Genomic DNA, 26,085 nt, shown 5'->3' on the forward strand with positions numbered 1-26,085 from the left:
GTCTTGAACCCTGAGCCCTCTGACACTGGGCCGACGGAAGCCATATCGGGCCCGCTGCGCGACTACGAGGCCGCCGTCGACTGGCTGGACTCCCACATCGATCTCGAGCGTCTGCTCGGCAGCGCAGAAGCAACGCCGCCCACGCTGGACCGTATGTGGACGCTCATGGGCGTCTTGGGCGATCCCCAGGACAGCGTGCCGACGATTCACATCACCGGCACGAACGGCAAGGGCAGCACGGCACGGCTGGCAGCAGCGCTGCTGGGGTCGTGTGGTCTGGCTGCGGGCAGCTACACGTCTCCCCACATCGAACGTGTCAATGACCGGATCACTGTCGCCAACGAGCCGCTCGACGACGAGTCGTTCACTCTGGCGATCAGTGAGATCGCGGTCTTCGAATCGATGGTGACCGAGCGCTGCGGTGAACGGCCGAACTACTTCGAGGTAATGGCTGCTGCCGCGTACAACTGGTTCGCCTCGAACGCCCACGTGAACGTGATCGAGGTGGGCATGGGCGGGCGCTGGGACGCCACCAACGTCGTGGACGCAGCAGTGGCAGTCATCACCAACGTCGGTGCTGACCACCTCGAGATCATCGGGCCGACGCTGGCAGACGTTGCGGCGGAGAAGGCAGGGATCATCTCGGCTGGGGCGATCGTTGTCTGCGGCGAAACAGCCCCGGATCTCGTCGAAGTCGTGGCTGCTGCGGCGGCGGAGGCGAGTGCCGATGTCTGGCGACGAGGCGTCGACTGGGATGTCGTCCAGCGTCAAACTGCCGTCGGCGGCCAGCTCGTGAGCATTCGCACGCCCTTCGGGGAGCACGCCGACCACTTCGTGCCGCTGCATGGTGCTCACCAAGCGACGAACGTCGCCACGGCCATCAGCTCTGTCGAGGCGTTCTTTGGTCGGCGCATCGACGATGACGTGATTGCGGCCGCTTTGGAATCCGTCTCTCTGCCGGCGCGCTTCGAAATCATCGCTCAGGCGCCGACGGTAGTGATCGACGGGGCCCACAATCCTGGCGGGGCTGCCGCGTTGCGAGACACGCTTGCGGAATCTCTGTGGGTGGGCTCGACGTCGTCTCTGGGACACCCCGAGGGCGCGCCGACGAGCACGGACGGCGCCAAGGTGCTGGTGATAGGTGCCAACAGGCCGCACGATCCCGGTGCATTCTGTGAAGCGCTAGATCTCGATCCCTTCGATGCAGTCGTCGCCACGGCGGCGGCGTGGCCGCGCGCAATTGCCCCCAACGAGATCGCCGCCGCGGTCGAGCACGCGTCTGCGGGACGTGAGCGGCCGCTCCAGATCACCGGCGCCGACGGCGTCGGCGAGGCACTGCAGCACGCCCGCGACCGGGCTGGTCGGGAGGGGATTGTGGTTGTGAGCGGATCTCTCTACATCGCTGCCGAAGCCCGGCGACTTCTCAGAGGCTGAGCCGTGAGGCGAAGCCGTGGCCCGAGCGGCCCGTGAGCGCAGCGAACAAGAGCGGGAAACAAGAACTCTCGAATCGAGGAATCCCGCCGTCCGCGCACCCTCTCAGCCGTGACTCGCATTAGCCTCGAGCGCGCAGCCGATGGCGCATCGCGCCAGTACGCGTGCACGGCCGAGGGAGACAGCGATGCGGCAAACGCTGGTGATCTGCAAGCCAGACGCCGTCGAGCGCGGTCTCGTCGGCGAGATTTTGGGCAGATTCGAGCACAAGGGACTCGCTGTCGCTGCCCTCGAGCACCGGATCATTGATCGCGACACGGCCGAGCGGCACTACGCCGAGCACGCCGGCAAGCCGTTCTATGAGCCTCTGCTGGAATTCATCACCCGCTCGCCGTCGGTTGTCATGGTGCTGGAAGGTCCCCCAGACGCAGGCGACGACGTCTTCGCCGTTGTGCGCACGTTGATGGGCACGACCAATCCCGCCACCGCAACGCCGGGCACCATCCGAGGCGATTTCGGGCTGTCTCCCACCGAGAATCTCGTGCACGGCTCCGACAGCGAGGCTTCCGCGGAACGCGAGATCGCTCTGTTCTTCCCTACTATCACCGCGTCGAACGACGTCGCGTCGATCAACGAGGTCAGCAGCTGATGGCGGCGAATGGGTCATCCCGACGCCGCAAGCGCGGTCCCATGCTTGGCGGCCGAGACATCGCGGTCGATCTGGGCACGGCCAACACGATCGTGTTTGTCCGCGGCCGGGGCATCGTGCTGAACGAGCCGTCGGTGGTCGCGGTCGACTCGATGACCGGCAACTCGCTGGCCGTCGGCCAGGAAGCCAAGCGGATGATCGGCAGGACCCCCGGCAACATCACTGCGATCAGCCCGCTGAAGGACGGTGTGATCGCCGACTTCGACATCTGCGAGAAGATGCTGAGGCACTTCATCAACGAGGTTTCCCAGACCCGTTGGCCCAAGCCGCGCATGGTGATCTGCGTGCCGTCGGGGATCACCGGGGTGGAGCAGCGCGCCGTGCAGGAAGCCGCCGAATATGCGGGCGCGCGCCGCGCTTACATCATCGAGGAGCCGATGGCCGCAGCGATCGGCGCCGGGCTGCCGGTGCAGTCAGCGCAGGGGAGCATGGTCGTCGACATCGGCGGCGGCACCACTGAGGTCGCGGTGATTTCGCTGGGCGGCATCGTGACGGCTCGTTCTGCCCGCATCGGCGGCAACATGATCGACGCGACGATCAGCGCTCACGTCAAGAAGGAACATGGCCTCATCGTGGGCGAGCGCACCGCGGAGGAGATCAAGCTCGCCCTCGGTTCGGCGTGGCCATTGCAGCAGGAGATCTTCGCCGAGGTCCGTGGCCGCGACATGGTCAGCGGGCTGCCCGAATCCGTCAGCGTGGACAGCATGGAGATCCGCGAAGCGATCGCGGGGCCCGTCAGCGCCATCGTCGATTCGGTGAAGGCAACGCTCGACGACACTGCGCCGGAGCTGGCAGCCGACGTCATGGACTACGGCATCACGCTCGCCGGCGGAGGAGCGATGCTGCGCGGTCTGCCGGATCGACTGCGCTCGGAGACGGGCGTTGCAGTCCACATCGCGGAGGATCCGCTGTTCGCCGTCGTGCGCGGTTCTGGCCAAACGCTCGAAGAATTCGACGTCCTCCACGGAGTGCTGTACTCCTCCACCGAGGGGCGCTGACGCCCCCGGCCGTGGCCCGCCGCGCCGGCATTCGGAGACGCACTTGGCTTCGTCTGGCCCTGCTCGTCGTGACGGCCATTGCACTGCTGACGCTCGACGCACGCGGATCTGGCGGCGTGCTGGACACTGCCCGCGGCGCCACGCTGGATCTGCTGGGACCGGTGCGGACATTCGGGGACTGGGTGGTCAGCCCGATACGAAACGCGTGGCAAGGAGTCGTCAGCTTCGACGACCTGGAGGCTGAGAACGCGGAGCTGCGCAGTCATCTGGCAGAAGCGCAGGCTTCCGTGCTGCGGGTCGGTGAGCTGGAACGGGACCGCCAGGAGCTGCTCGCGTTGGTCGGCGCCCGCGACACGGCACAGGCGATTCCCAGGGTGACGGCGCGGGTCATCGACGCACCGGTTTCGAATTTCGAGCGCACGATCGAGCTGGGAAAGGGAAGACGTGACGGCATCCGTGAGGGCATGCCAGTGGAGAGCGGCCACGGCCTCGTCGGTCGTGTCGTGGAGGCGAGCAACACGCGCTCGCTCGTCGAACTGCTGACCGACCCGAACTTCGACGCCGGCGTGCGCATCGTCCGCTCCGGCGACGACGGGTTGGCCTCAGGACGGGGCCCAGGGCGCGACCTCGATGTGAGCTACATCGAGCTCGAGACGGTCGTCATCCCAGGCGAGACCGTTGTGACCAGCGGATTTGACGGCAGCACATTTCCCGCAGGGTTGCTTGTCGGCACGGTCACCGATGTCGAGCCCGACGCGGTGCGGGGCGCGCAGCGAGTCACCGTTCACCCCGCAGCAGATCTGACACGGCTGCGGTGGGTGCAAGTGCTGCTCTATGAACCCAAGGTTCCAGAGCCGGTGATCGTGGATCGCGAGCCTGACGACGGCCCAGCCGAAGCAGGTACGGCGGGCGGTGGGTCATGACCCCCGACGGCCGATGATGGCAGGTGCGGGCCCGCTGGCCCGCTCGGCGCTGGTGCTGACTCTCGCCGTCGTGGTTCACGTCGGCCTAGGAGTGCACATTACCCCGGCGGGTGTCATCGTCGATCTGCTGGTGCTGCTGGCTGTCGCGGGAGGGATCGTCGGCGGCCAGGGCATCGGGGCGCCGTTCGGCGGCGCCTGCGGACTTGCGTCCGATCTCATCGTGCACACACCGTTCGGCATGTCCCTGCTCGTGCTGACACTGGTCGGCTACGTGTCGGGCAGCGTTGCCGAGCAGATCCCGTCAGCTCGATGGTTTGCGCGCTCGGCGGTGGCCTCGGTGCTGTCAGCGGGAGGGATCGGCATCTTCGGCGGCGCCGGCTGGCTGATGGACCTCGTCTACGTGACCGAGGCGCCGCTTGTTCGTATCGCCCTTGTCACCGGTGTTGCGTCGCTGCTGACCAATCCGCTGCTCGAACGTGTGCTTCGATGGGCTCTCATCATCCGCCCGCGAATTTCTGACCGTCGAGAAAGCGCTGCCCGCGGTGGATGAGCGGGTCCGCCGGCGGATGGCCTTCATCGGCATCGTGATGATCGGCCTGTTCGGAGCGCTCTTCACCCGCCTGTGGTACCTGCAGGTGCTCGAGACTGAGCAGTTCACCGTTGCCGCGGAGTCGAACCAGGTCCGCATCATCATCACTCCACCGACTCGTGGCCGCATTCTCGACCGTCATGGCGTCGTTCTCGCTGACAACGTTCGAACTGGCGTGGTCACCTACGACTATTCGAGATATGGCGAAGATCACACCGAAGCCGTGCTGTCCGATCTTGCCGTCCTGCTAGATGTGCCCCAAGAGCAGCTCCGCTCGGGCCTCGATGACCAGCGCACTCATCCGCTCGCACCCAAGGTGGTGGCGACCGGGCTCGATGAGGACGGCCTTCTGCGCGTGGCGGAACGATCCATCGCAGGAGTCGAGGCCAAGTGGGACTGGGTCCGCGTGTACCCACAAAACGAGGTCGGGGCACACATCGTCGGCTACGTCGGAGCGATGTCGCAGCGCCAGCACCGGGAGCTGATCGACGATGGCTACCTGCCCTACGAGCGGGTCGGCAGGGCGGGCATCGAGGGGCTCTTCGAAGCCGAGCTCCACGGCGAACCGGGGCGCACCAAGCTCGAGGTGGACCGGCAGGACCGGGTGCAGCGAATCTTGGCCGACGTGCCGCCGCAGCCGGGCCACGACATTGTGCTGTCCATTGACGTCGAGCTGCAGGCTGCAGTGGAGTCGTACCTGCGCCAAGGGCTGATCGCTGCCCGTAAAACCGTGAGCGAGGACTCCGGGTTCTTCTACCCGGCGCTGACCGGGGCAGCGGTCGTGGTGGACGTGCGCAACGGCGATGTGCTCGCGATGGCCTCGCACCCCACCTACGACCCGAATTGGATGGTGGAGGGCCTGTCACTGGCGGAGTACCAATCGGTGTTCGAGAACCCCTATGCGCCGGGCGCTCTGAACAATCTCGCAGTGCAGGGCACCTACTCGCCCGGTTCGGTCTTCAAGCCGGTGACGGCACTCGCTGGCCTCGATGCGGGCCTCATTTCCCCGCGAGCGGCATATCACGACGTCGGCTACTACAGGATTCCCGATGAGCGAGGCTGCACCGGCCGCTGCACGTTTTTCAACGCAGATCGGGCTGCACTCGGAACCCTGGACCTGTCGGGGGCGCTGACCCGGTCCAGCGACGCCTACTTCTACAAGGTGTCCGACGACCTGTACTGGGTCGACGGCCCGGAGCAGTGGGCGATTCAGGACATGGCTCGCGCCCTCGGATTCGATTCCCCGACCGGCGTGCAGTTGCCATTCGAAAAGACGGGCCGCGTGCCTGACGGCGATGTGAAGAAGACTCTCTTTGAGTTGAGTCCCGAGGCCTACAACCCGTACAACGAACCGCCGCGCTGGTTCCCGGGCGACAACATCAACACCGGGATCGGCCAGGGGCTTGTTGCCGTCACACCGCTGCAGCTCGCAAACGCGTACGCCACCCTTGCCAACGGCGGCACCCGCTTCGCTCCCAACGTCGTCGAGGCGGTCGTGTCTCGCGAGACTGCAACGTTCGGCGAGCCCGTGCTGACCTTCGAGCCGAGGGTGCTCGACACCGTGGAATTCCCCGCCGGCAGCGCAGTCGTACGGGAAGGATTGAGCAACGTCACCAATTCCCGGTTGCGCGGCACGGCCGCCAAGGCCTTCGAGGGCTACGACCATGCCGGCTACCCGGTGTCTGGCAAGACCGGCACGGCCCAGGCGCAGGGTTTGAACGCCGTGCTGCGACGCAAGAAGGAGGACACGGCGGTGTTCGTGGCGTGGGCACCCACCCACGACCCCCGATATGCCGTCGCCGTCGTCATGGAGGAGGCCGGCTACGGCGGCGAGGCGGCTGCGCCTGTGGCCCGGCGCATCATCGAGGCAGTCCGGGCCTACGAGCAGCGCTGGCCTGAACCGCAGATCGCGTTCGTGCCTCCCCAGCCGGAGTGCCCCGAAGTGCCAGAGGCGCTGCGAGGCGATCCGGCGTTCTTGGGCTACGTGCCCGAAGGCTGTCCGTGGGGCGTCCAGCTGCCGCGCGCCAACACGCCCTCTGATGCGGACGGCGACGGCATCCCCGATGTGGACCAGATCGGGGGCGGGTCATGATTGCGCGGCTGCTGAATCGCACGCAGACCCGCCGTGAATTGCGGTCTCCAGCCTGGTTCGCCGACTACTCCTTGGCGCTCGCCGCCATCGCAATCGCGTGCCTGGGCGTGGCGATGAACTACGCCGCAACGTGGCGTAGCCTCTCCTTCGAGGGCGGCGACCCATGGACCGTGGCGCGCCGTCAGGCGATCTTTGTGGGCATCGGGATTGTGGTCATGGTCGTCGCGGCCGTCGTCGACTACCGAGTGCTGCGCTTCTACTCGACGCCCGCCTATCTCATCATCCTCGGGGCGCTCGGCGCGTTGCTGCGCTGGGCCCCCGAGATCCGCAACGCCCGGTCATGGTTCACGCTGCCGTTCTTCGGATTTCAGGTGCAGCCGTCGGAGTTCGCCAAGCTCGTCGTGATCGTGTCCTTGGCCGCGTTCGTCGCCAATCATGAGGGATACCTGCGCTTCGACACGCTCCTCAACGCCGGGTTGCTGCTCGTCGTGCCGATGGCCCTGATCTATCTGCAGCCCGACCTCGGCACGATGCTGGTCTTTGTGGCGGTGGCCATGGGCATGCTGCTCGTGGCCGGTGCGCAATTGCGGCACATCTTTGTCATCACGCTGGCTGGAGTCCTCGCCCTCGTGCTGGTGTTCAGCATCGACGCGCTCCAAGGGCCCAGGCTGCTGAGCGAGACGCAGCGAAACCGTCTCACGGCATTCTTGGATCAGGAATTCGAGCCGCTTGAGGCGTCCTACAACCTGCGTCAGAGCCAGATCGCCATCGGAGCAGGCGGCATCTGGGGCCAGGGCTGGAAGCAAGGCACGCAGACGAACCTCAACCTCGTGCCCGAACAGCACAACGACTTCATCTTCACCGCACTCGGCGAAGAATTCGGTCTCGTCGGCGGGGCGCTCCTGCTCGTGCTCTATGTGTACATGACGGTGCGCATCTGGCAGATAGCTCGCGTCGCCAGCGACCCCTTCGGTCGATTACTCGCGGTCGGAATCCTCTCGATGCTGCTGTTCCAGGTGTTTCAGAACATCGGTATGACGATCGGCATCATGCCGATCACCGGTATCCCCCTGCCGCTCATGAGTCACGGCGGTTCGGGAACCATCACCGTCTTCGCTGCGGTCGGCATCGTCATCAGCGTCGGGTCTCGCCGTTACGCCCTCTAACGCTTCATCAACTGTGTGGACCGGTAGCGTTGATGGGGAAATGACAACGCTGTGGCCTCGGCTCGAGCCCTTGCTGCCACGTGTCTCCAAGCCGGCTCGGTATATCGGCTGCGAGGACGGGATGCAGCAACCGACACTCGGCCCCCACCTCACTTCGTGGTTGCTGACCTACCCCGACACCTACGAGGTCGGCCTGCCCAACCAGGGTCTGCAGATCCTCTATGAGCTGTTGAACGAACGCCCGGATTCCGGTGCTGAGCGGACGTACGCACCTTGGATCGACCTCGAGGCCGAAATGCGGGCCCATGGGTTGCCGCTGTTCTCGGTGGACACCCACCGGGCGGCAGGCGAATTCGACGTCATCGCCTTCAACCTCTCGGCTGAACTCGTCTACACCAACGTGCTCAACTGCATCGACTTGGCCGGGCTAGAGGTGAGGTCCTCTCGACGCAACGACGCCGATCCGCTGATCGGCGCCGGAGGGCATTGCGCGTTCAACCCCGAGCCGCTGGCCGATTTCGTGGATTTCTTCGTGGTCGGCGACGGCGAGGAAGTGGTCGGCGAGATCACCGAAGTGGTGGGCGCGTGGAAGCGCGACGGCAAGCGGGCTGGCACTCGCGTAGGCGTGCTGCGAGAGCTGGCCGGAATCGAGGGCGTGTACGTGCCGGCGATGTACGACGTGGCCTATGACGGAGCGGCGCTCGTCGAGGTGACCCCGAAGTACCCCGACGTGCCGCCGCTGGTTGCCAAGCGGACGGTCGCGGACCTCGCCGACTGGCCCTATCCCCGCCAGCAATTGGTGCCGGTCACCGAGGTGGTCCACGACCGACTGTCGGTAGAGGTGTTTCGGGGCTGCACGCGGGGTTGTCGTTTCTGCCAGGCGGGCATGATCACCCGGCCGGTACGCGAACGTCCCGCCGCGCAAGTGCGCGAGATGATCAGCACCGGCCTCAAGCGCAGTGGGTATGACGAGGTCAGCCTGATGTCGCTGTCCACCGCTGACTACAGCGGGATCGCCGAACTCGTGCGCGATACCGTCTCCGCTGGCGCCTTGGAGACTGCGGGTGCTGATGCGAAGCGCATCAGCGTCTCGCTGCCCAGCCTGCGGGTGGATGCCTTCACCGTTGACGTAGCGGCTCAAGTGTCACGCGCACGCCGCACAGGGCTCACCTTCGCGCCCGAAGCGGGTTCATGGCGACTCCGTCAGATCATCAACAAGCTCATCACCGAAGAAGACCTGTACGGCGCCGTGCGCTCGGCATACAGCCAGGGCTGGCACCGCATGAAGCTGTACTTCCTCACGGGTCTGCCTTCGGAGATGGACCCAGACACCGAGGCCATCGCTCACTTGGCCGAAACGTGCGCTCGCATCGGGCAGGAGTACACGAAGCGGGCGTCGGTGACGGTATCGCTGGGGGGCTTCGTGCCCAAGCCGCACACGCCGTTTCAGTGGTTCGGGCAGAACCCGCCCGACGAGCTGGCCCGCAAGGTGCGGCTGGTGCGCTCCGCGCTGGGCCGCAACCGTCGCGTGCAGTTGAAGTGGCATGACCCGGCCGCTTCGACCGCTGAGGGAATTGCCAGCCGGGGTGACCGCCGGGTGGGTGCGGTCATCGAATACGTCTGGCGCAGGCGCGGCACCTTCCAGGAGTGGAGCGAGCGCTTCGACTTGGGCCTGTGGGAAGAGGCAATGGCAGCGAGCGGCCTCAGCCTCGACTGGTACGTGTACCGCCACCGAGGCGAATCTGAGGTGCTGCCCTGGGACCACATCGGTGCCGGGCTGCATCGTGACTTTTTGTGGCAGGACTGGCAGGACGCCCTGGCTGGGCATGGCCTGCATGACTGCCGATGGACCCCGTGCTACGACTGCGGGGCCTGTACTGAATATGGGATCGAGCACATAGTTGCGTCCCCCGTCGCCCCCAATGGCGGCAGTCAGGGGACGGGACAGGATCTCGCGACCGGCCATCTGGTGCCGGTCGAGCTGCGTCCCCGCCGGCTGGCGAGCGCAGGTGCATCGGCGGGGGGTGGCGCATGAAGATGCGCAGGCCTGCTACGCCGGTGCTGAGCCGAAGTGCCGCTCCCACCCAAGCGGGTGGGAGACGGCGTTGAGGCTGCGCGTCCGCTTTTCCAAGACCGGAAAGATCCGGTTTATCGGCCATCGCGATGTCGCTCGGGTGACCGAGCGCGCTGTGCGCAGGGTCGGTCTGCCTGTGGCGTACAGCGAAGGCTTCTCACCTCGCATGAAGATGAGCTTCGGTTTGGCGTTGCCGACCGGGTATGAGTCTGACGGCGAGTTTGTCGAGCTGCCGCTGATTGCGGACGCGGTCGTCGAAGGGAGTGCCCTCGGCGGCTGCGACCGGGGTGTTTCGGGGCCCGTGATCGTCTGCCAGACCGATACCCACAGATCCTGCGAGCTCGAGCCAGCGTCGGCCGTCCCCAGCTACTGCACCGTTGCGGAGGCACTCAGCGAGGCGTTGCCGGTCGGCATGGAGGTGTCGGCGGCAGTGCTGACCGACGGCCGTGGTCCGTCGCTGCAGGCGGCGACTCGCTCGTGCGGCTGGCAGTTCGACATCGTGGGACTCGACCCGGCTGCGGCGGAGAAAGCGGTTGCAGAATTCCTCGCCGCCGGTACCGTCGTGACTGAACGGGTGCACAAAGGCGAAACCGTGAGTTCGAATGTCCGACCCAGCGTTGAGGTGCTGCAGGTGGTCGGATGCTCGGATCGAGGGGCGGTGCTGAGCGCCGTGCTGTCAGCGACGCCTCGGGTGGTGCGCCCCAGCGAACTGGTGCCAGCGCTTGCGCCGGCACATGAAATGGGCATTGCCCGAAGAACACATCAATGGACGTGTGGCGCAGCGGGACGAGCCGAACCGGCCGTGCCTGCCATGTGCGCCCAGAAACATAAGGAACTCATCAGTGGATGAATCAACACTGAACGACACAACAGACAACACTCAGGACAAATCACAAGAGAATCCGACCCAGAAGAATCCCACCCAGAAGAATTCGACACCCCGCAATCGAGCCGAGAACAGTTCGACGCAAACCAGTGCGGCAGAACCGGCACCCGCTGTTCGCAAGCGCCGACTGGTCGCACCCACGAGCGACGACAAGTCTGGCGCGCCCGAACCAGGATTGAGTTTCGCGGCGCCGACAGCAGCTGCTTCTCCGCAGCAGACCAAGCGCAAGCGGGCAGTAACGGCACCGGACAAGCCCGCATCGGGTTCTCATGTCAAGTCGGCGCCCAAGGCGAAATCCCAAACCAGGGGGAAGTCGGCGCCCAAGGGAAGAACGAAGTCCGATCCGGCATCATCGGAGTCTGAGCTCGCGAAACCTCCGGTCCCACCGGTTCCGCCACCGGCGCGCAAGCCTCAGATCGGCGACAGCCGCCCGGCACCCTCCCAGCATGCAACCGAGAGCGAGGGCGCTGGCGGCCGCCGACGCCGCAGGCGCGGCGGGCGGGGGCGCGGCGGACGCGGCCGATCCGGCGAGGCCGCCTCGACGACCACCGAGACCCGGAACGGTTCCCATGCGCCGGTCGAGGCGATCCTGGCCGATCAGCAGCCGCTCGAACTTGACGATGAACAGCTCACCGAGCGACGCGGAAAGTACCGCAATGGCAAGCCGCTCGGCCGATACCGGATGTGCGTCCATGTCTCGGAGGGGGCAACACACATCGCCGTGCTCGAGGGCCGGTCGCTCATCGAGTACTACGTGAGCCGCCCGTCTGACGACATTTCGGAGATCTACGGCAATCTGTACATGGGCCGGGTGCGCCGCGTGCTCCCGGGCATGGAAGCCGCATTCGTCGACATTGGGACACCCAAGCAAGCGGTGCTCTACCGCGGCGACCTCACCGTTGCCTCCGACGACAGCGACGAAGACGCCTCGGGCGAGCGCAAACGCGCCGGCGGGCGTCGGGGTCGCAATGTCTCGGGTCCCGCGATCAGCGACCTGATCAGCAACGGCCAGACCATCATGTGCCAGGTCATCAAGAACCCGATCGGCCACAAGGGGGCTCGTCTCACCACTGAGGTGTCCTTGCCCGGCCGCTTCGTGGTGCTCATCCCCGGCAGCAGCGTCACGGGGATCTCAAGGCGCCTTCCCAGCCGGGAGCGGCGAAGGCTGCGCACCCTGCTCGCCAAGGAGATCCCTGAGGGCTTCGGCGTGATTCTGCGCACGGCAGCCGAGAACGTCACTCCCGCCGAGATCCGCCGGGACATCGAGCGTCTGACACGCCAGTGGACTCAGATCTCGGAGTTGTCGAAGCGATCCGATGCGCCGGCGCTGCTGTTCCGTGAGCCGGAATTGGCAGTTCGCATCATCCGGGAGCAATTCACTGCTGACTTCCGGGAGGTAGTGATCGACGATCCGGTGCTGTTCGACCAGGTCAAGGGCTACATGGAAGCCGTCGCTGCTCCCTTGATGGATCGCATCCGCTACTACGACCCTGTGGCGGAACGGCTACCGCTCTTCGAACGGTCCCATGTCGCCGAACAGGTGCGCAAGGCGACAGATCGCAAGGTCTGGTTGCCGTCCGGCGGGTCGCTGATCATCGAGCACACCGAGGCGTTGACCGTGATCGACGTCAACACGGGGCGCAACGTGGGCCGGTCGAGCCTCAACGAGACGCTGTTCCAGAACAACCTCGAAGCCGCCACCGAGATCGCCAAGCAACTGCGGCTGCGAGACATCGGCGGGATCATCGTCGTGGACTTTGTCGACATGGACGACAAACGCCAACGCGAGCAGCTGATGAACACGCTGAATGAGGCTCTGGCCCGCGACAAGACGCGGACCGCAACCGAACCCATCTCCGACATGGGCATCGTGCAGATGACCCGGATGCGCACCGGTGAAGGACTCTTGGAGTCCATGTCCGATCCATGCGACGAGTGCGAGGGGCGCGGCATTCAGCTGCGCGAGTCGCTGTTCGCCTGATCCAAAGCGAGCGCTCCGCGCCATTCCAGCAGCGTCGTCGGTATCCTTCCCAACCGATGTATGCAGTCATTGCCACCGGCGGCAAGCAGCGCCGCGTCGAAGCCGGCCAACGGCTCGACGTCGAGCTGCTCGCGGTGCCGCCCGGCGAGGAGGTCACCTTCACGCCGGTTCTCGTGGTGGATGACGGCGCAGTGCTGGCGACGCCCGATGAACTCGTCGGGGCCTCGGTGAAGGGCAAGGTGGTCGGCGAGACCAAGGGGCCCAAGATCGACGGCTTCACCTACAAGAACGCCACGACCTACCGGCGCAGGTGGGGACACCGGCAGCGCTACAGCACGGTCGAGATCACCGCGATCGCGAGGGACTGAACGATGTCGAAGACCAAGGGCGGAGGCTCTACTCGCAACGGGCGCGACTCGGTCGCCAAGCGACTCGGTGTGAAGGTGTATTCGGGGCAGGCCATCGATGCCGGCGGCATCATTGTGCGCCAGCGCGGCACCAAGTTCCATCCAGGGCGGAATGTGGGCCGCGGCAAGGACGACACACTGTTCGCCACGACGCCGGGAGTCGTGCATTTCGGCTACCGCCGGGGACGCCGCCTCGTCGACGTCGACCCCTCGTAGCCCTCGAGAACTTCAATCCCACACCCCTGAGGCTGAGCCGAATGGCGAAGCCTTGGCCCGAGCGGCCCGTGAGCCCAATCGCATGAAGATGGGGAACAAGAGCGGGAAACAAATGGTGCGGCAGCGGGAAGGCTTACCTATCGGCGCGGCCTCCAAGGCAGGCGAACCCCGATGAGCGACTTTGTCGATGAGTGCCAGCTGCACGCCAAGGGCGGCGACGGCGGCGCAGGCTGCGTTTCGTTCCGGCGCGAATCCCATGTGCCGCGCGGCGGCCCCGACGGCGGGGACGGCGGCCGCGGCGGCGATGTGTGGGTTGTCGCGGACCGCAACGTGGCGTCGTTGCTTGCGTTTCGCGACTTCCCTTTCCGGCGCGCCACCAATGGCGGCCACGGCCAGGGCCGCAAGAGGCACGGCCGAAGCGGCGTCGACGAACTTGTGCCCGTGCCCGAGGGCACGATTGTGCGGGATCGTGACGGCACGGTGTTGGCCGACCTCGTGGACGCTGGCGATCGCTGGCTGGCGGCACATGGCGGCAGCGGCGGCCGTGGCAACGCCCGCTTCTCCTCGAACCGGCTGCGTGCCCCTCAATTCGCAGAACAGGCAGAACCCGGCGAGGAACGCTGGTTGGGCCTGGAGTTGAAGCTGATGGCCGACGTGGCGCTGGTGGGATTCCCCAACGCCGGCAAGAGCACCTTCATCAGCGCAGTGTCTGCAGCGCGGCCCAAGGTTGCTTCGTACCCCTTCACAACCCTCACGCCCAGCCTTGGAGTCGTTCGGCTCGACGACGGCACGGGCGGCGGCCATCGGGACAGCTTCGAGATGGTGATCGCTGATGTGCCTGGCCTCATCGAGGGCGCTGCGGAAGGCAAGGGCCTGGGCCATCAGTTCCTGCGCCATGTCGAGCGCGCTCGGGTGCTGCTGATCATGGCTGACCTGGCGGAGGTCTCTGATCGCGACCCCCATGAACAGGTAGACGTCCTGATCGCGGAACTCGAGCGCTACGACCCCGAGCTCGCAGCCCGCCGACGGCTGATCGTCGGCACCAAGGCCGATGTCGCTCACTTGGCCTGGGACGGCCAGCGACTCAGCGCTGTCACGGGGGACGGCGTGGCCCCGGTTCTCGGCCAGCTGCGCGAGCTGGTCAGCGAAGCCAGAGAGCTCGACGAAGCCCCCACCCAATACGTCGTGCACCGCCCCGAACCCACTGGCATCACGGTGCTGCGCCTCGCAGATGGCGTGTTCGAGATTGAAGGTCGCCAGGCTCGCCGGGCTGTCGCGCTGTCCGACCTCACCGACCCGGCGGCGCTCGCATGGGCGCAACGCCGCCTCGAAAAGCTCGGCGTTTCCCGGGCGCTGGCCCGGAACGGCGCCAACTCGGGTGACTTGGTGCGCATCGGCGATTTTGAGTTCACGTACGAGCCAGACACATGAGCCTTCGAGAAATCTGCGAGATCGCTGTCACCACCTCGGCCACACGGCAGGATTGACGTCGATGCCTGACTCACTGCGGCTGATTGCCAAGATCGGGACGTCGTCCATCACCACATCGGATGGGCGTGTCGACCTGGACGCCGTCGCGAAGCTGGCATCTGACGTTGCGAACGTACGCGCCGCCGGCCACGACGTCATCGTGGTGACCTCCGGTGCGATCACCGCCGGCGTGCAGCGTTTGAATGTCGAGCGGCCCTCAGAGCCTGAGCGGTTGCAGGCGCTGTCGGCCGTCGGACAGATCGACCTCATGGCGTCCTACCGAGAATTGTTCGCAGCCGTTGGCATGGTCGTTGGCCAAGTGCTCATCGCGCCACACGACTTTCGTGATCGCGACCAATACCTCCACGCCCGGGCGACGTTTCACCATCTGCTCGACCTCGGCGTCGTCCCGGTCGTCAACGAAAACGACGCGATCGCCGACGACGCCATCCGCTACGGCGACAACGATCGGATAGCGGCGCTCGTCGCGAATCTGGTGCGCGCCGATGCGCTGATCCTGCTGACCGACATGCCCGGCGTTCTCACCGCCGACCCAAGCATCGATCCCGATGCCTCGCTCATCTCTGAAATCTTGGAGGTGAGCCCGTCGCTGCAGGCGGCGGCCGGCTCCGCGAATGCCGTCGGCAGCGGGGGCATGGCCTCGAAGCTGGCCGCGGCCCGGATGGCTTCGTGGAGCGGAGTGCGCACGGTGATCGCTTCGGCCCGCAGGCCCGACGTCGTCGCCGACGCCGCCGTCGGGCTTCCCGGCGTGGGCACCGTCGTGCCTGCACGAGACGCCCGCGTTTCCGCCCGCAAACTCTGGATCGGCTTCGCCGTGGCCGCCCGAGGATCGGTGACGGTCGATGACGGCGCCCGCCGAGCGGTCTCGAAGGGCGGCAAATCGCTGCTCGCCGCCGGCGTCGTCTCTCACGAAGGTTCGTTTGTCGCCGGCGAAGCTGTCGACGTCGTAGATCTGGCTGGGGAGACCTTCGCCAAGGGCCTTACTGCTATCGACGCCGAGGGGCTGCGGGTCACCGCAGGTCTGCGCAGCGACCAGTTGCCTACCGGATTGCATCCGCTCGTCGTGCACCGCGACGACCTCGTCGTCCTGGGGTGAGCGCGGGTGGGTGGCCCCGTCTCGCTGCAACGCCTGTCACTCCCGCTCTTGTTCCCCAATTCTCATGCGATTGCGCTCACGGGCCGCTCGGGCCACGGCTTCGCCTCTGGGGTGATTCGAGGCAATGCCACTAGTCTGCTCAGGTGCCTGACGTGGCCTCTGACACCGCACGGGACTCGATCGGCAGCCCCGTCCCTGCTGCAATGATCGCCCTGGGCGAGCGTGCGAAGGCCGCTGCGTCAGTCCTGGCACAAGCGCCTGGCGCGGTGCGAGACGAAGCCCTGCTGTCGGCCGCCGACCTGCTCGAAGCAGCAACCGACCGCGTGCTCGCTGCCAACCGCGACGACGTGGCCAACGCCGAGGCCGCCGGCACCTCAGCGACGCTCATCGACCGACTGCGGCTCGACCCCGGGCGCATCTCGGCCATGGCAGCGGGCCTGCGCAAGGTGGCGGCTCTCGCCGACCCGGTCGGCCAAGTGGTTGACGGGTGGGTGAGGCCCAACGGGCTGGCGGTGGAACGGGTACGGGTGCCTCTGGGCGTCGTGGCGATCATCTATGAGAGCAGGCCCAACGTCACATCAGATGCCTTCGGGCTGTGCCTGAAGTCGGCGAATGCCGCGTTCCTGCGGGGTTCGAGCGCCGCGCTCAACTCCAACATGGCTATCGCGGAGGCATTGCGAGACGGCTTGGTCAAAGCCGGTCTGCCCGCAGACGCACTGGTGCTCGTCACCGATACACGTCACAGTGCTGCCACCGAGTTCATGCGCCTGCGCGACCACATCGACTGCCTCATCCCGCGCGGCGGTCCCGCTCTCATTTCGTCTGTGCTCGCCAACGCCACCGTGCCCTACGTGATCGACGGCGACGGCAACTGCCACGTGTACGTCGACACAGCGGCCGACCTAGACATGGCGGCCGACATCGTCGCCAACGCGAAACTCAGCAGGCCCTCGGTGTGCAACGCAGCAGAATCTCTCGTGGTCCACCGAGACGTGGCCGGGGCGTTCCTGCCCCGAGTCATCAACGACCTGCAGGGCGTCGATTTGGTCGGTGACGCGACGGCGCAGGCCATCTCGTCGCAGATCGGGCCAGCCAGTCCCGAGGACTTCTCGACAGAGTTCTTGGCGCTCAAGATGAGCGTCGCCGTGGTGGACGACCTCGACGCAGCTATCGACCATGTCAACCGACATGGCACGGGACACAGCGAGGCCATCGTGACCAGTGACCTCGCCGCTGCGCAGGAATTCACCCGCCGAGTGGATGCCGCCGCAGTGCTCGTCAACGCTTCGACACGCTTCGTGGACGGAGAGGAATTCGGTTTCGGAGCCGAGATCGGCATCAGCACCCAAAAGCTGCACGCTCGTGGTCCTATGGGCCTCGAGCAGCTCACAACCACCAAGTTCGTGGTGACCGGAACAGGTCACATTCGAGACTGACCGTGCCGAGTGGAGGCCGCGGCTGCCACACTGTCTGACCGGCAGCGTCGCCAACGACTCTGGGCCGACGAACCGGCGCCCACCGACCACTGCCCACACTGACAGGGGAGACACCCAGAATGAGCGACACAATGTTCGGAGACCTCTCGGGTGTCCGTGAAGGATTGGCGAAAGTCGAATACCTCGCCGATGACGGCATCGCGAGCGTCGTGTTCCTGGCTGAGAGGCTCGGCAAGCCGGTGCTGGTGGAAGGGCCAGCAGGGACGGGCAAGACCGAGCTCGCGAAGTCGGTCGCTGCGATGACCGGCGCCCGCCTGATCCGGCTGCAGTGCTACGAGGGCCTCGACGAAGCCAAGGCGCTGTACGAGTGGAACTACAAGAAACAGCTCTTGCGCATCCAGGCCGACAGGGGTGTCGACGCCGAGCACGAGGATTGGGTGGAGTTGCAGGACGACATCTTCCAGGACGAGTTCCTGCTCACCCGGCCGCTGCTCGAGGCGATCAGCGCGAAAGACCAAGTGGTGCTGTTGATCGACGAGGTCGATCGCGTCGAGATCGAGACCGAGGCACTGCTGCTCGAGATCCTGTCCGACTACCAGGTCTCGATCCCCGAGTTGGGCACCATCACGGCAACCCAGATCCCGATTGTCATCCTGACGTCCAACAACACCCGGGAGCTCTCAGAAGCGCTCAAGCGGCGCTGCCTGTTTCTGCACATCGACTATCCCGACCTCGAACGCGAGAAGCAGATCGTCCTGACCAAGGTCGTCGGCATCAGCGAGAACCTGGCCGAGCAGATTGCGCGCGTCGTGCGCTCCATCCGCCAGCTCGAGCTCAAGAAGGCGCCGTCGGTGTCCGAGACCCTGGACTGGGCTCGCACCTTGGTCTTGCTGGGCATCGAGAACATCGACGTCGAGCAAGCCAAGGAGACGCTGCACATCCTGCTCAAGTACCAATCCGACATTGAGAAGGCCGCCAAAGAGCTGACGGTCGAGGCCTAGACAGGGCTCGACGAGGACGGAGATCGGCCATGTTGGATCTGCTGAGCGGTTTCGTGGGTGAGCTGCGCAACGCCGGCTTGCCGGTGTCGCTGACGGAGAATCTCGATGCGATGGAGGCTGTCAAGCACATCCCCATCGAAGACCGTGATGCCTTCAAGTACGCGCTTGCCGCCACGCTGGTGAAGAACGAGCAGCACTGGCGGGCATTCGAGACGGTCTTCGAGGTGTACTTCTCGCTGCGAGGGCCTGAGTACAACGTCGGCGACGAGAACGGCGACGGCGAGTTCGATCCCGACAATCTCGAAGAGTGGATGTCCCAGCAGATGCAGGGCATGGGCGGCCGCGGGGGCGGGCAGGACATGTCCCCCGAGGAGATCGCCGAGATGCTCTTCCGGGCGCTGCTGAACGCCGATGAGGCGATGATGGCGGCCATGGCCCGGGCGGCTGTGACGCAGTTCGCGGGCATGGAGCCGGGTCGACCCGTGGGCGGCACCTACTACCTGTATCGCACGCTGCGCAATCTCGACCTCGACGGCATGCTCGAGCGGCTGATCGAGGAGTCGTCCGAGCGCTACGAGGGCGACATGACACAGTTGGCTGAGCGGCTCGAACGCGAGGAGTTCGAGAATCGCATCGAGCAGCTGAAGCGCGAGATCGAAGCCGAAATCCGGCGCCGCCTCGTGGCCGACAGAGGCGTCGAGGCGATGGCCAAGACGCTGCGCAAACCCCTGCCCGAAGACGTCGATTTCATGCACGCCAGCCGTGAGGAGATGGCCAACATTCGCAAGGCCATCCAACCGCTGACACGCAAGCTGGCCGCGCGCCTCGCGCGCAAGCGCAAGCACAAGCGTCGCGGCCCGCTCGACTTCCGGGCCACAGTGCGACGTTCGCTCAGCTACGGCGGCGTGCCCGCAGAGCCGCGTTTCCGCCATCCGCGCCCAAACAAGCCAGAGCTCATCGTGGTGGCGGACATCTCGGGCTCAGTCGCGGCGTTTGCCAGGTTCACCTTGCACCTGGTGTACGCGCTGCAAAACCAGTTCTCCAAGGTGCGGTCGTTCGTGTTCATCGACGGCATCGACGAGGTCACTCATATGTTCCAGAACGAAGAGGACATCACCAACGCGGTGCACCGGGTGAACACCGAAGCCGATGTCGTCTGGGTAGACGGCCATTCCGACTACGGCCATGCCTTCGGCGTGTTCTGGGAAAGCTTCGGCAAGGACGTCAACGCCAAGTCAACGATGATGTTCCTGGGCGACGCTCGCAACAACTATCACTCCACGAATGCGTGGGTGCTCAAGGAATGCCAGAAGCGAGCCCGCTCGGTGTTCTGGCTCAACCCTGAACCACGCTCGTACTGGGACACGGGAGACTCGGTCATCACCGAGTATTCGACTTATACCGACGGCGTGTTCGAGTGCCGCAATCTGCGCCAGCTTGAAGGCTTCGTCGACAACCTCGCGTAGCTGACGGGCCGCTCGGGCCCGGGCTTCGCCCGTTGTCTTCCGCTCTAGCTCGCTTCGCTCGCGGGCCGCTCGGGCCCAGGGTTCAGCCTCCGGCAGACGCGAGCAGGTCGGAGGCCAGGAAGGCCAAGTCGAGTGACTGCCGACCGTTGAGGCGCGGGTCGCACATCGTCTCGTAGCGGTCGCCGAGCTGGTGCTGGGCCAGCTCGTCACCGCCGCCGACGCATTCGGTGACCGCATCGCCGGTGATCTCGAGGTGAATGCCGCCGGGCCACGTCCCCGCAGCGGCATGGGCGGCGAAGTACTGACGGATCTCGGCCAGTATCGCGTCGAAGTGGCGAGTCTTGACACCGTCTTCGGTGCTGTAGGTGTTGCCGTGCATCGGGTCGCACTGCCACACCACCGGATGTCCGGCATCGGTGACTGCGTTCAGGATCGGCTCGAATGATTCGACCACGTTGCCCGCTCCGACGCGGCTGATCAGGGTCAACCGGCCCGGGATCCGATTCGGGTTCAGCGCTTCACACAGCGCCAGCGCTTCGTCGGGCGTGACGGTGGGACCCAGCTTCGCCCCAATTGGGTTGTGCACGCCTCGCAGGAACTCCACGTGGGCTCCGTCGAGCTCGCGGGTGCGCTCGCCGACCCACAGCATGTGCGCCGAGCAGTCGTACCAGTCGCCGGTGATGCTGTCGGTGCGGGTGAGCGCTTCCTCGTAGCCCAGCAGCAGCGCCTCGTGGCTGGTGTAGAGCTCCACCTGGCGCATGGCGCTGTCGTCGGTGTCGAGTCCGCACGCGTTCATGAAGCGAAGCGCCGCATCGATGCCGTTGGCCAGCATCTCGTAGCGGCGGCCGGCGGGGCTGGACGCCACGAACTCCTGATTCCAGTCGTGCACCTGTCGCAGATCGGCGTAGCCGCCGCGTGTGAATGCCCGCAACAGGTTGAGCGTTGCCGCCGATGTGTTGTACGCCTGCAGCAAGCGGCCTGGGTCAGGCGTGCGAGCCTCGGGCTCGAACGCGATGTCATTCACGATGTGGCCGCGGAAGACGGGCAGCGTCTGGCCGTCGCGGGTCTCGTTGGCCGAGCTGCGCGGTTTCGCGAACTGACCGGCGATCCGACCTACCTTCACGATGGGCAGCCCGGCGGAGTACTGCATCACGACGGCCATCTGCAAGATCACCTTGAGACGGTCACGGATCTGGTCTGCGGTGGAGAGCTCGAACGACTCGGCGCAGTCGCCGGCCTGCAGTACAAAAGCCTTGCCGGCGCAGACGTGCCCGAGCAGCTCGGTCAGCCGCCTCGCCTCACCGGCAAACACCAGCGGGGGAAGCCGACGCAACTCGGCCAGCGAAGCTGCGAGTGCGTCTGCGTCGGGCCACTCAGGTTGCTGGCCGGCGGACCGGTCGGCCCACGAGCCGGGATGCCATCCTGGTGCGTGCAGATGAGAGCTGGCGGGACTGGGCGCGTCGGACCCCGAGCTCGAGGCGTCAGACAGCGTCTGCGTCGGCATCGATGTCTACAAACTCGCCGTCCGCGGCGAGGCTCTGCAGCTCATCGACGGCACGCTTAACGAGACGGCGTGCTGCTTCGGCAGTGACGCCGAGCTCTTCGCCGATCTCGCGGTAGCTGCGCTGCTCACCGTCGATAATCCCGTTGCGTCGGGCCACCGCGTAGCGGGCGCGCTTGTCCAGGCGACCGAGCATGGACATGACCATGCCGCGGCGATCGGACTCGATCGCGAAGTGCTCGGGCCCGGGCGCGTCATCGCCAATGAGGTCGATGAGCGCGCTATCGCCGTCGTCACCGACGGTCTTGTCGAGTGACGTGGGCGTGCTGATCCGCTGCAGCCAGGCGTTCTCGTCGTCGAGCGAATCGCTGTCGCCGCCGTTGTGGCGCAGAGCGGCCCGCAACGTGGCAGAGCGATCTGAGGGCAGACGGATGAGGCTGCCCTTCTGATCGAGCGCACGCCCGATGGACTGCCGGATCCAGAACGTGGCGTAGGTGGAGAACTTGAAGCCGCGCCGCCAGTCGAATTTCTCGACTGCGTGCTCGAGGCCGAGGTTGCCTTCCTGGATCAGGTCGAGCAGTTCCAGCGTCGGAGGCAGCGGGTAGCGGCGTGCGATGGACACGACGAGCCGCAGATTCGCCCGGATGAAGCGATCGCGTGCGGCTGCGGCCGTCTGCACGGCCTTGCGAAACTCGCGCCGCTCGGCCACGGACAATTCCTCATCGTTGTCGAGGCTCGCCCGCGCATCGCGTCCTGCCTCGATCTGCTGGGAGAGCATGCGCTCGTCCTCTGCTGTGAGCAGCGCAACCGCACCGATCTCGTTCAGGTATTGGCCAACTGAATCCATGACATTCGCTCCAACCGGCAGGGGGCAGCCGGTTCTTCGTCTTCGGTTGCATGCCGCCCCGGCATGCCACCCGGTGGGGGGCACCGGGTATGTGTTGCCTTCGGCGAGCTAGCGCAGCCCGGCCTCAGGCGTGGCGCCGCTGTGGTGGCGGAGCCGATCTTGGTTGTACGCCCGCATGCGATGCCAAGCCCGAGAACCCGGGCCTGGCGCAGCACTGCTTTGGGCGGACGGTCAAACGTAGCACACAGCGCACAGCGCGCGCAAGAAGTCGCCACCGAGGCTTGCCGGAAATTGCAACGGCGCCTGGGTGCGAGCTACAGATGAGATGTGAGGCGTGACTCTACACTGCTGCGGTGCCGCCGCGACAAGCGATCTTCGGGGGCACTTTCGACCCACCTCACGCCGGTCACATCGCTGCGGCCGTCTGCGCGCAGGATCAACTCGATGCCGGCGTGCTGCACATCATCGTGGCGAACGACCCGTGGCAGAAGTCAGCCGAGCGTGAGCTGACCCCCGCGCATCACCGGTTGGCCATGGTCCGGCTGGCTTTCGGTGATGTCGATGGCATGGAGGTCAGCGATGTGGAGATCCAGCGGGGTGGGCCGACCTACACCATCGACACGGTGCTTGAGCTCGAGCGACCCGGGATCGAATCGGTGCTGGTGGTGGGTCCCGCCGCGGCCAGCGGCGTGTCGACTTGGCACCGTGCCGCTGAACTCGCCCAGCGCGTGAGGCTCGCGGTCGTGGTGCCCGTGGGCCAGCCACCCGCCGATGTCGAAGGCTGGCGCACCGAGACGGTGTTCATGGATCCGGTTGAGGCCTCGGCCACACTGGTGCGTGAACTGCTGGCCCAGCGCGCCTTGCACGGGGACGCGCCGGGCGCCGCCCGACTCGTGCCGCCTGCGGTCATGAGCTACATCGACGAGCACACGCTCTATTCTCCGTGAACGTGGCATCGGTTCAGCAGGCGTCCCCGGCTTCGGGTGGGGTCCACACCGTCGGGCCGGTCGCTCGCGATGCCCCGTCGATCGTCCCGCTGCAGGTCAAGGCCGCAGTCGAAGGAGCGGCGGAGATGACCGCCGAGCGCATCGTGGTGCTCGATGTCGGCGATGTGCTGGCGATCACCGATTGGTTCATCATCGCGAGCGCACCCAACGTGCGGCGCGTACGGCGCATCGCCGAGCTGATGGAATCCCACGTGAAGGCGGCCGGGGGTGCTGGGCCGATCCGCACCGAGGGGCTCGACGAGGCGCACTGGGTGCTGCTCGACTTCGGCGAGTTCGTCGCGCACATCTTCCACGAGCCGACGCGCGAGTACTACGACCTCGAGCGGCTGTGGTCTGACGTGCCTCGTCACGAGTTCGACTGAACCACTGGCGGCGTAGCACGCTTGCACCGTTGCGATGACGGGGCACTGATCAGGGAACGATCTCGGCCGTCCCCGCTCGCGCGAGCGCGATCCAAGTGCGGCCCGCTGTCAGCGGCACGATGAGGGCGTTGTCGGAGCGGAACACGGTGACATCGAGTTCGGACAACCTCTCCCACGTGCCTCGCACGACCACGCCGTCTGTGAAGATCCATGCCTCGCCGCCGCCAGTGAGCACCGGTTCGGGAGTTGCAGCATCTGCGGGGCTCTGGCGGTATCGCACGAATTGCACGATGACGTTCTCGGGTGCGACGCGCACACCGTCGAAGTCGGTGTGATCTCTTCCGTTCTGAGCACGGGCCCAGCCGCCTACGGCTGCGTCCCAGCGATACGACGCCTCGATTTGCCCGAAGTCGATATCGACGCCGCTCGCGGCGGTGCTTCGCGGCAGCGCCTCACCCTCGTCGCGGAATCTGAGGTATCTCGGCGGCGTCCTGCCTTCAGCCGTTCCCGCGCCATAGATGCGAGCCGTGTCCGTGATGAGATTGTGCGGAGCGTTCTTTTCCGGTGAACGCTCGAAGACGCCCTTGGCGATGGCGGCCCCGTCGATGATGGCGACCGCGTCGACACTGCGAAGGGCTCGGGCGGTGTACGCATTCGCTCCCGAGTTCACGAAGATCGGCCGGTTGAGATTCGACAGCAGTGCGAAATCGCCGGTGCGAGCCGATCGAACAGGGCCGACCACGTCGGCATCTGTGGAGTGGAAGATCGCAGCGAATCGCGTGAGTCGGGCCTCGACGAGTTCCTCGTAGACGACGTCGGCCTGATTGAGACCCCACTGCGGCAAGGCACGCGGGTGGTTGTCGATCTTGACGACGGCAGCGGGCCGCACGATCTCGACGGGTGTCGGCAAGCCGGTAAATGGCGCGGTGAACTGCGGAGCAGCGGTTGTGGTGGAGGTGGCGGGCTCGGCCTCGGTCACCGATGTGACCGGCGCGCTGGTTGTTGCTGGAGCGGTGCTCGCTGGCGTCGCGATGCTGGTCTGCGGCACCGCGGACACCGTCGATGTGGACGGAACTGGCTCGACCTCGATCGTCTCTGGCGGCACCGTGATCGACGAGCACGCCGCCAGCAACATCAGTGCTGCGAACCACATCGTCCAGCTCAGGGCCCGACGCGCCGTGCCGGTGAAGACTCGGGTACTGCGGCCCGTCCCGACCGCGAGCGGCCAGCACTCGGCGCACGATTCGCGGACACGCTCCAAAGGTCTGCTCCTTGACATGTGCAGCAGGGCCACCGCGGCCATCCGAGCGGACATTCACCATACCGGTCGCCTGTCGCGACAGGGTGGCACACTGCCACCATGACAACGCTCGTCGTTGGGGGCGCCGGATACGTCGGGAGCCACACGGTGGTTGCCCTGCATGCCGCAGGGCGCGACGTCGTCGTGCTGGATGACTTCTCCAACGCCCGGGGCGACGTGGTTGGCGAGCTTCGAACACTGACGGCGCCGAATCTGGCAGTCATCGAAGGCGACGCGACGGATCGTGCCGCAGTTCGACGGCTCTGCGACGAACACGATTTCGATTCGATTGCGCACTTCGCGGCCTGCAAGAGCGTTCCGGAGTCATTTTCCGAACCCCTGAGGTACTACCGGAACAACCTCCTCTCGACGCTCAACTTGGCGGAAGTCGCCATTGAACGAGGCATAGATCGCTTGGTCTTCAGCTCGTCGGCCGTGGTGTACGGCATGCCCGAGCAGTTGCCCGTCACCGAGGAGACGGCCCCTGCGCCCCGGAGCCCCTATGGCACTACCAAGCTGATCTGCGAACGCATCCTCGCCGACGCATCGGCGTGCTCCGCATTGCAAGCGGTCATCCTGCGCTACTTCAACCCAGTCGGCGCGCACGCTTCGGGCCGCATCGGCGAGCAGCCCATCGCGGCCGCCCAGAACCTCGTGCCCGTTGTGATGCGTGTGGCGCTCGGCTCGGCGGATCGGCTGCAGGTGTTCGGCGACGACTACGGCACTCGCGACGGCACTGCCGTGCGCGACTTCGTTCACGTCATGGATCTCGCCGAGGGCCACCTGGTAGCGCTCGAAGCCGATCTCGGCACCCAGTCCAGCTGCGTGTTCAATCTCGGCACCGGCATCGGCACCACGGTTCTCGAGCTGATCGAGGCCGCCGAAGCTGCAACCGGCCGTCGGATTCCGCATGAGGTCGTGGGCCGCCGGCCGGGCGACATCGCCGAGTCGTGGGCCGACTGCTCGCGGGCTGCGGACGAACTGGGATGGCGTGCGCGGCGCGGCCTGGCCCAGATGCTGGCTGACCACTGGCGATTCGTGAACAGGTGCGCAGACGGTTCGGCGTGAGGCCTCGCGTCCCGACGAGGGCCGGGCGCCCGAGATTC

At 66.0% G+C, this 26,085-nt stretch carries 23 protein-coding genes; 20 read left to right on the forward strand and 3 right to left on the reverse strand.

Translation table 11 applies throughout. The features are described from left to right. Window positions 1-3 precede the first annotated feature (3 nt). The 17 genes from ACOGJB_RS18615 (at window position 4) to ACOGJB_RS18695 (ending at window position 19,962) form a co-directional block, all read left to right on the forward strand. Window positions 4-1,434 (forward strand): bifunctional folylpolyglutamate synthase/dihydrofolate synthase, encoded by a 1,431-nt coding sequence (locus ACOGJB_RS18615; protein WP_419838565.1) that lies wholly within the window; start codon window positions 4-6, stop codon window positions 1,432-1,434. A 184-nt stretch (window positions 1,435-1,618) separates the two neighbouring features. Then, window positions 1,619-2,080 carry a nucleoside-diphosphate kinase gene (gene ndk / locus ACOGJB_RS18620; RefSeq protein WP_419838566.1) on the forward strand — a complete coding sequence of 154 codons (462 nt, stop codon included), beginning with the start codon at window positions 1,619-1,621 and terminating at the stop codon, window positions 2,078-2,080. A 41-nt stretch (window positions 2,081-2,121) separates the two neighbouring features. Next, window positions 2,122-3,138: a rod shape-determining protein gene (locus ACOGJB_RS18625; RefSeq protein WP_419838567.1), complete on the forward strand. Its 1,017-nt coding sequence runs from the start codon at window positions 2,122-2,124 to the stop codon at window positions 3,136-3,138. Window positions 3,139-3,206: 68 nt separating this feature from the next. Then, window positions 3,207-4,061 carry a rod shape-determining protein MreC gene (gene mreC, locus ACOGJB_RS18630; protein WP_419838568.1) on the forward strand — a complete coding sequence of 285 codons (855 nt, stop codon included), beginning with the start codon at window positions 3,207-3,209 and terminating at the stop codon, window positions 4,059-4,061. Between the two features lie 13 nt (window positions 4,062-4,074). Beyond that, the gene (locus ACOGJB_RS18635) at window positions 4,075-4,611 is read left to right on the forward strand and encodes a hypothetical protein (RefSeq protein ID WP_419838569.1); all 537 of its coding nucleotides are present in this window, start codon (window positions 4,075-4,077) and stop codon (window positions 4,609-4,611) included. Further along, window positions 4,604-6,742 (forward strand): penicillin-binding protein 2, encoded by a 2,139-nt coding sequence (gene mrdA / locus ACOGJB_RS18640; protein ID WP_419838570.1) that lies wholly within the window; start codon window positions 4,604-4,606, stop codon window positions 6,740-6,742. Before ACOGJB_RS18635 ends, mrdA begins: the two co-directional genes overlap by 8 nt. Then, the gene (gene rodA / locus ACOGJB_RS18645; RefSeq protein WP_419838571.1) at window positions 6,739-7,908 is read left to right on the forward strand and encodes a rod shape-determining protein RodA; all 1,170 of its coding nucleotides are present in this window, start codon (window positions 6,739-6,741) and stop codon (window positions 7,906-7,908) included. The genes mrdA and rodA overlap by 4 nt, the downstream gene beginning before the upstream one ends. Window positions 7,909-7,948: 40 nt before the next feature. Beyond that, window positions 7,949-9,943: a TIGR03960 family B12-binding radical SAM protein gene (locus ACOGJB_RS18650; RefSeq protein WP_419838572.1), complete on the forward strand. Its 1,995-nt coding sequence runs from the start codon at window positions 7,949-7,951 to the stop codon at window positions 9,941-9,943. Between the two features lie 70 nt (window positions 9,944-10,013). Further along, the gene (locus ACOGJB_RS18655; protein ID WP_419838573.1) at window positions 10,014-10,832 is read left to right on the forward strand and encodes a TIGR03936 family radical SAM-associated protein; all 819 of its coding nucleotides are present in this window, start codon (window positions 10,014-10,016) and stop codon (window positions 10,830-10,832) included. Then, entirely contained in the window at window positions 10,825-12,849 is a 2,025-nt protein-coding gene (locus ACOGJB_RS18660; RefSeq protein ID WP_419838574.1) for an Rne/Rng family ribonuclease, read from the forward strand. Before ACOGJB_RS18655 ends, ACOGJB_RS18660 begins: the two co-directional genes overlap by 8 nt. A 56-nt stretch (window positions 12,850-12,905) precedes the next feature. After that, the gene (gene rplU / locus ACOGJB_RS18665; RefSeq protein WP_419838575.1) at window positions 12,906-13,217 is read left to right on the forward strand and encodes a 50S ribosomal protein L21; all 312 of its coding nucleotides are present in this window, start codon (window positions 12,906-12,908) and stop codon (window positions 13,215-13,217) included. Window positions 13,218-13,220: 3 nt separating this feature from the next. Further along, window positions 13,221-13,472 (forward strand): 50S ribosomal protein L27, encoded by a 252-nt coding sequence (gene rpmA, locus ACOGJB_RS18670; RefSeq protein ID WP_419838576.1) that lies wholly within the window; start codon window positions 13,221-13,223, stop codon window positions 13,470-13,472. Window positions 13,473-13,643: 171 nt separating this feature from the next. After that, window positions 13,644-14,903, forward strand: coding sequence for a GTPase ObgE (obgE, locus tag ACOGJB_RS18675; protein ID WP_419838577.1), 1,260 nt, complete (start codon window positions 13,644-13,646; stop codon window positions 14,901-14,903). Between the two features lie 61 nt (window positions 14,904-14,964). Then, complete coding sequence (proB, locus tag ACOGJB_RS18680) at window positions 14,965-16,059, forward strand: glutamate 5-kinase (RefSeq protein WP_419838578.1); 1,095 nt, start codon at window positions 14,965-14,967, stop codon at window positions 16,057-16,059. A gap of 203 nt (window positions 16,060-16,262) precedes the next feature. Then, window positions 16,263-17,495 (forward strand): glutamate-5-semialdehyde dehydrogenase, encoded by a 1,233-nt coding sequence (locus ACOGJB_RS18685; protein ID WP_419840772.1) that lies wholly within the window; start codon window positions 16,263-16,265, stop codon window positions 17,493-17,495. Window positions 17,496-17,614: 119 nt separating this feature from the next. Then, window positions 17,615-18,496 (forward strand): AAA family ATPase, encoded by an 882-nt coding sequence (locus tag ACOGJB_RS18690; RefSeq protein ID WP_419838579.1) that lies wholly within the window; start codon window positions 17,615-17,617, stop codon window positions 18,494-18,496. Window positions 18,497-18,525: 29 nt separating this feature from the next. Beyond that, the gene (locus tag ACOGJB_RS18695; protein ID WP_419838580.1) at window positions 18,526-19,962 is read left to right on the forward strand and encodes a vWA domain-containing protein; all 1,437 of its coding nucleotides are present in this window, start codon (window positions 18,526-18,528) and stop codon (window positions 19,960-19,962) included. Window positions 19,963-20,044: 82 nt separating this feature from the next. On the opposite strand, the gene ACOGJB_RS18700 is transcribed toward ACOGJB_RS18695, so the two are convergent. Together ACOGJB_RS18700 and ACOGJB_RS18705 are read right to left on the reverse strand one after the other, a co-directional pair. Further along, window positions 20,045-21,466 carry a class II 3-deoxy-7-phosphoheptulonate synthase gene (locus tag ACOGJB_RS18700; protein ID WP_419838581.1) on the reverse strand — a complete coding sequence of 474 codons (1,422 nt, stop codon included), beginning with the start codon at window positions 21,464-21,466 and terminating at the stop codon, window positions 20,045-20,047. Continuing rightward, on the reverse strand, window positions 21,444-22,310 hold the full coding sequence (locus ACOGJB_RS18705; protein WP_419838582.1) for a sigma-70 family RNA polymerase sigma factor: 867 nt from the start codon (window positions 22,308-22,310) through the stop codon (window positions 21,444-21,446). The genes ACOGJB_RS18700 and ACOGJB_RS18705 overlap by 23 nt, the downstream gene beginning before the upstream one ends. A 353-nt stretch (window positions 22,311-22,663) precedes the next feature. Between ACOGJB_RS18705 and ACOGJB_RS18710 the strand changes: the two genes are divergently transcribed. Together ACOGJB_RS18710 and rsfS are read left to right on the forward strand one after the other, a co-directional pair. Beyond that, window positions 22,664-23,257 (forward strand): nicotinate-nicotinamide nucleotide adenylyltransferase, encoded by a 594-nt coding sequence (locus ACOGJB_RS18710; RefSeq protein WP_419838583.1) that lies wholly within the window; start codon window positions 22,664-22,666, stop codon window positions 23,255-23,257. A gap of 2 nt (window positions 23,258-23,259) precedes the next feature. Further along, window positions 23,260-23,679 (forward strand): ribosome silencing factor, encoded by a 420-nt coding sequence (gene rsfS, locus ACOGJB_RS18715; protein WP_419838584.1) that lies wholly within the window; start codon window positions 23,260-23,262, stop codon window positions 23,677-23,679. Window positions 23,680-23,728: 49 nt separating this feature from the next. On the opposite strand, the gene ACOGJB_RS18720 is transcribed toward rsfS, so the two are convergent. Beyond that, entirely contained in the window at window positions 23,729-24,832 is a 1,104-nt protein-coding gene (locus ACOGJB_RS18720) for a DUF3048 domain-containing protein (RefSeq protein WP_419838585.1), read from the reverse strand. Window positions 24,833-25,039: 207 nt separating this feature from the next. On the opposite strand from ACOGJB_RS18720, the gene galE reads away from it, so the two are divergent. Then, complete coding sequence (gene galE / locus ACOGJB_RS18725) at window positions 25,040-26,047, forward strand: UDP-glucose 4-epimerase GalE (RefSeq protein WP_419838586.1); 1,008 nt, start codon at window positions 25,040-25,042, stop codon at window positions 26,045-26,047. Window positions 26,048-26,085: the final 38 nt, after the last annotated feature.

The organism is Candidatus Poriferisodalis sp., assembly GCF_965208895.1.
GTDB lineage: Bacteria > Actinomycetota > Acidimicrobiia > Acidimicrobiales > Poriferisodalaceae > Poriferisodalis.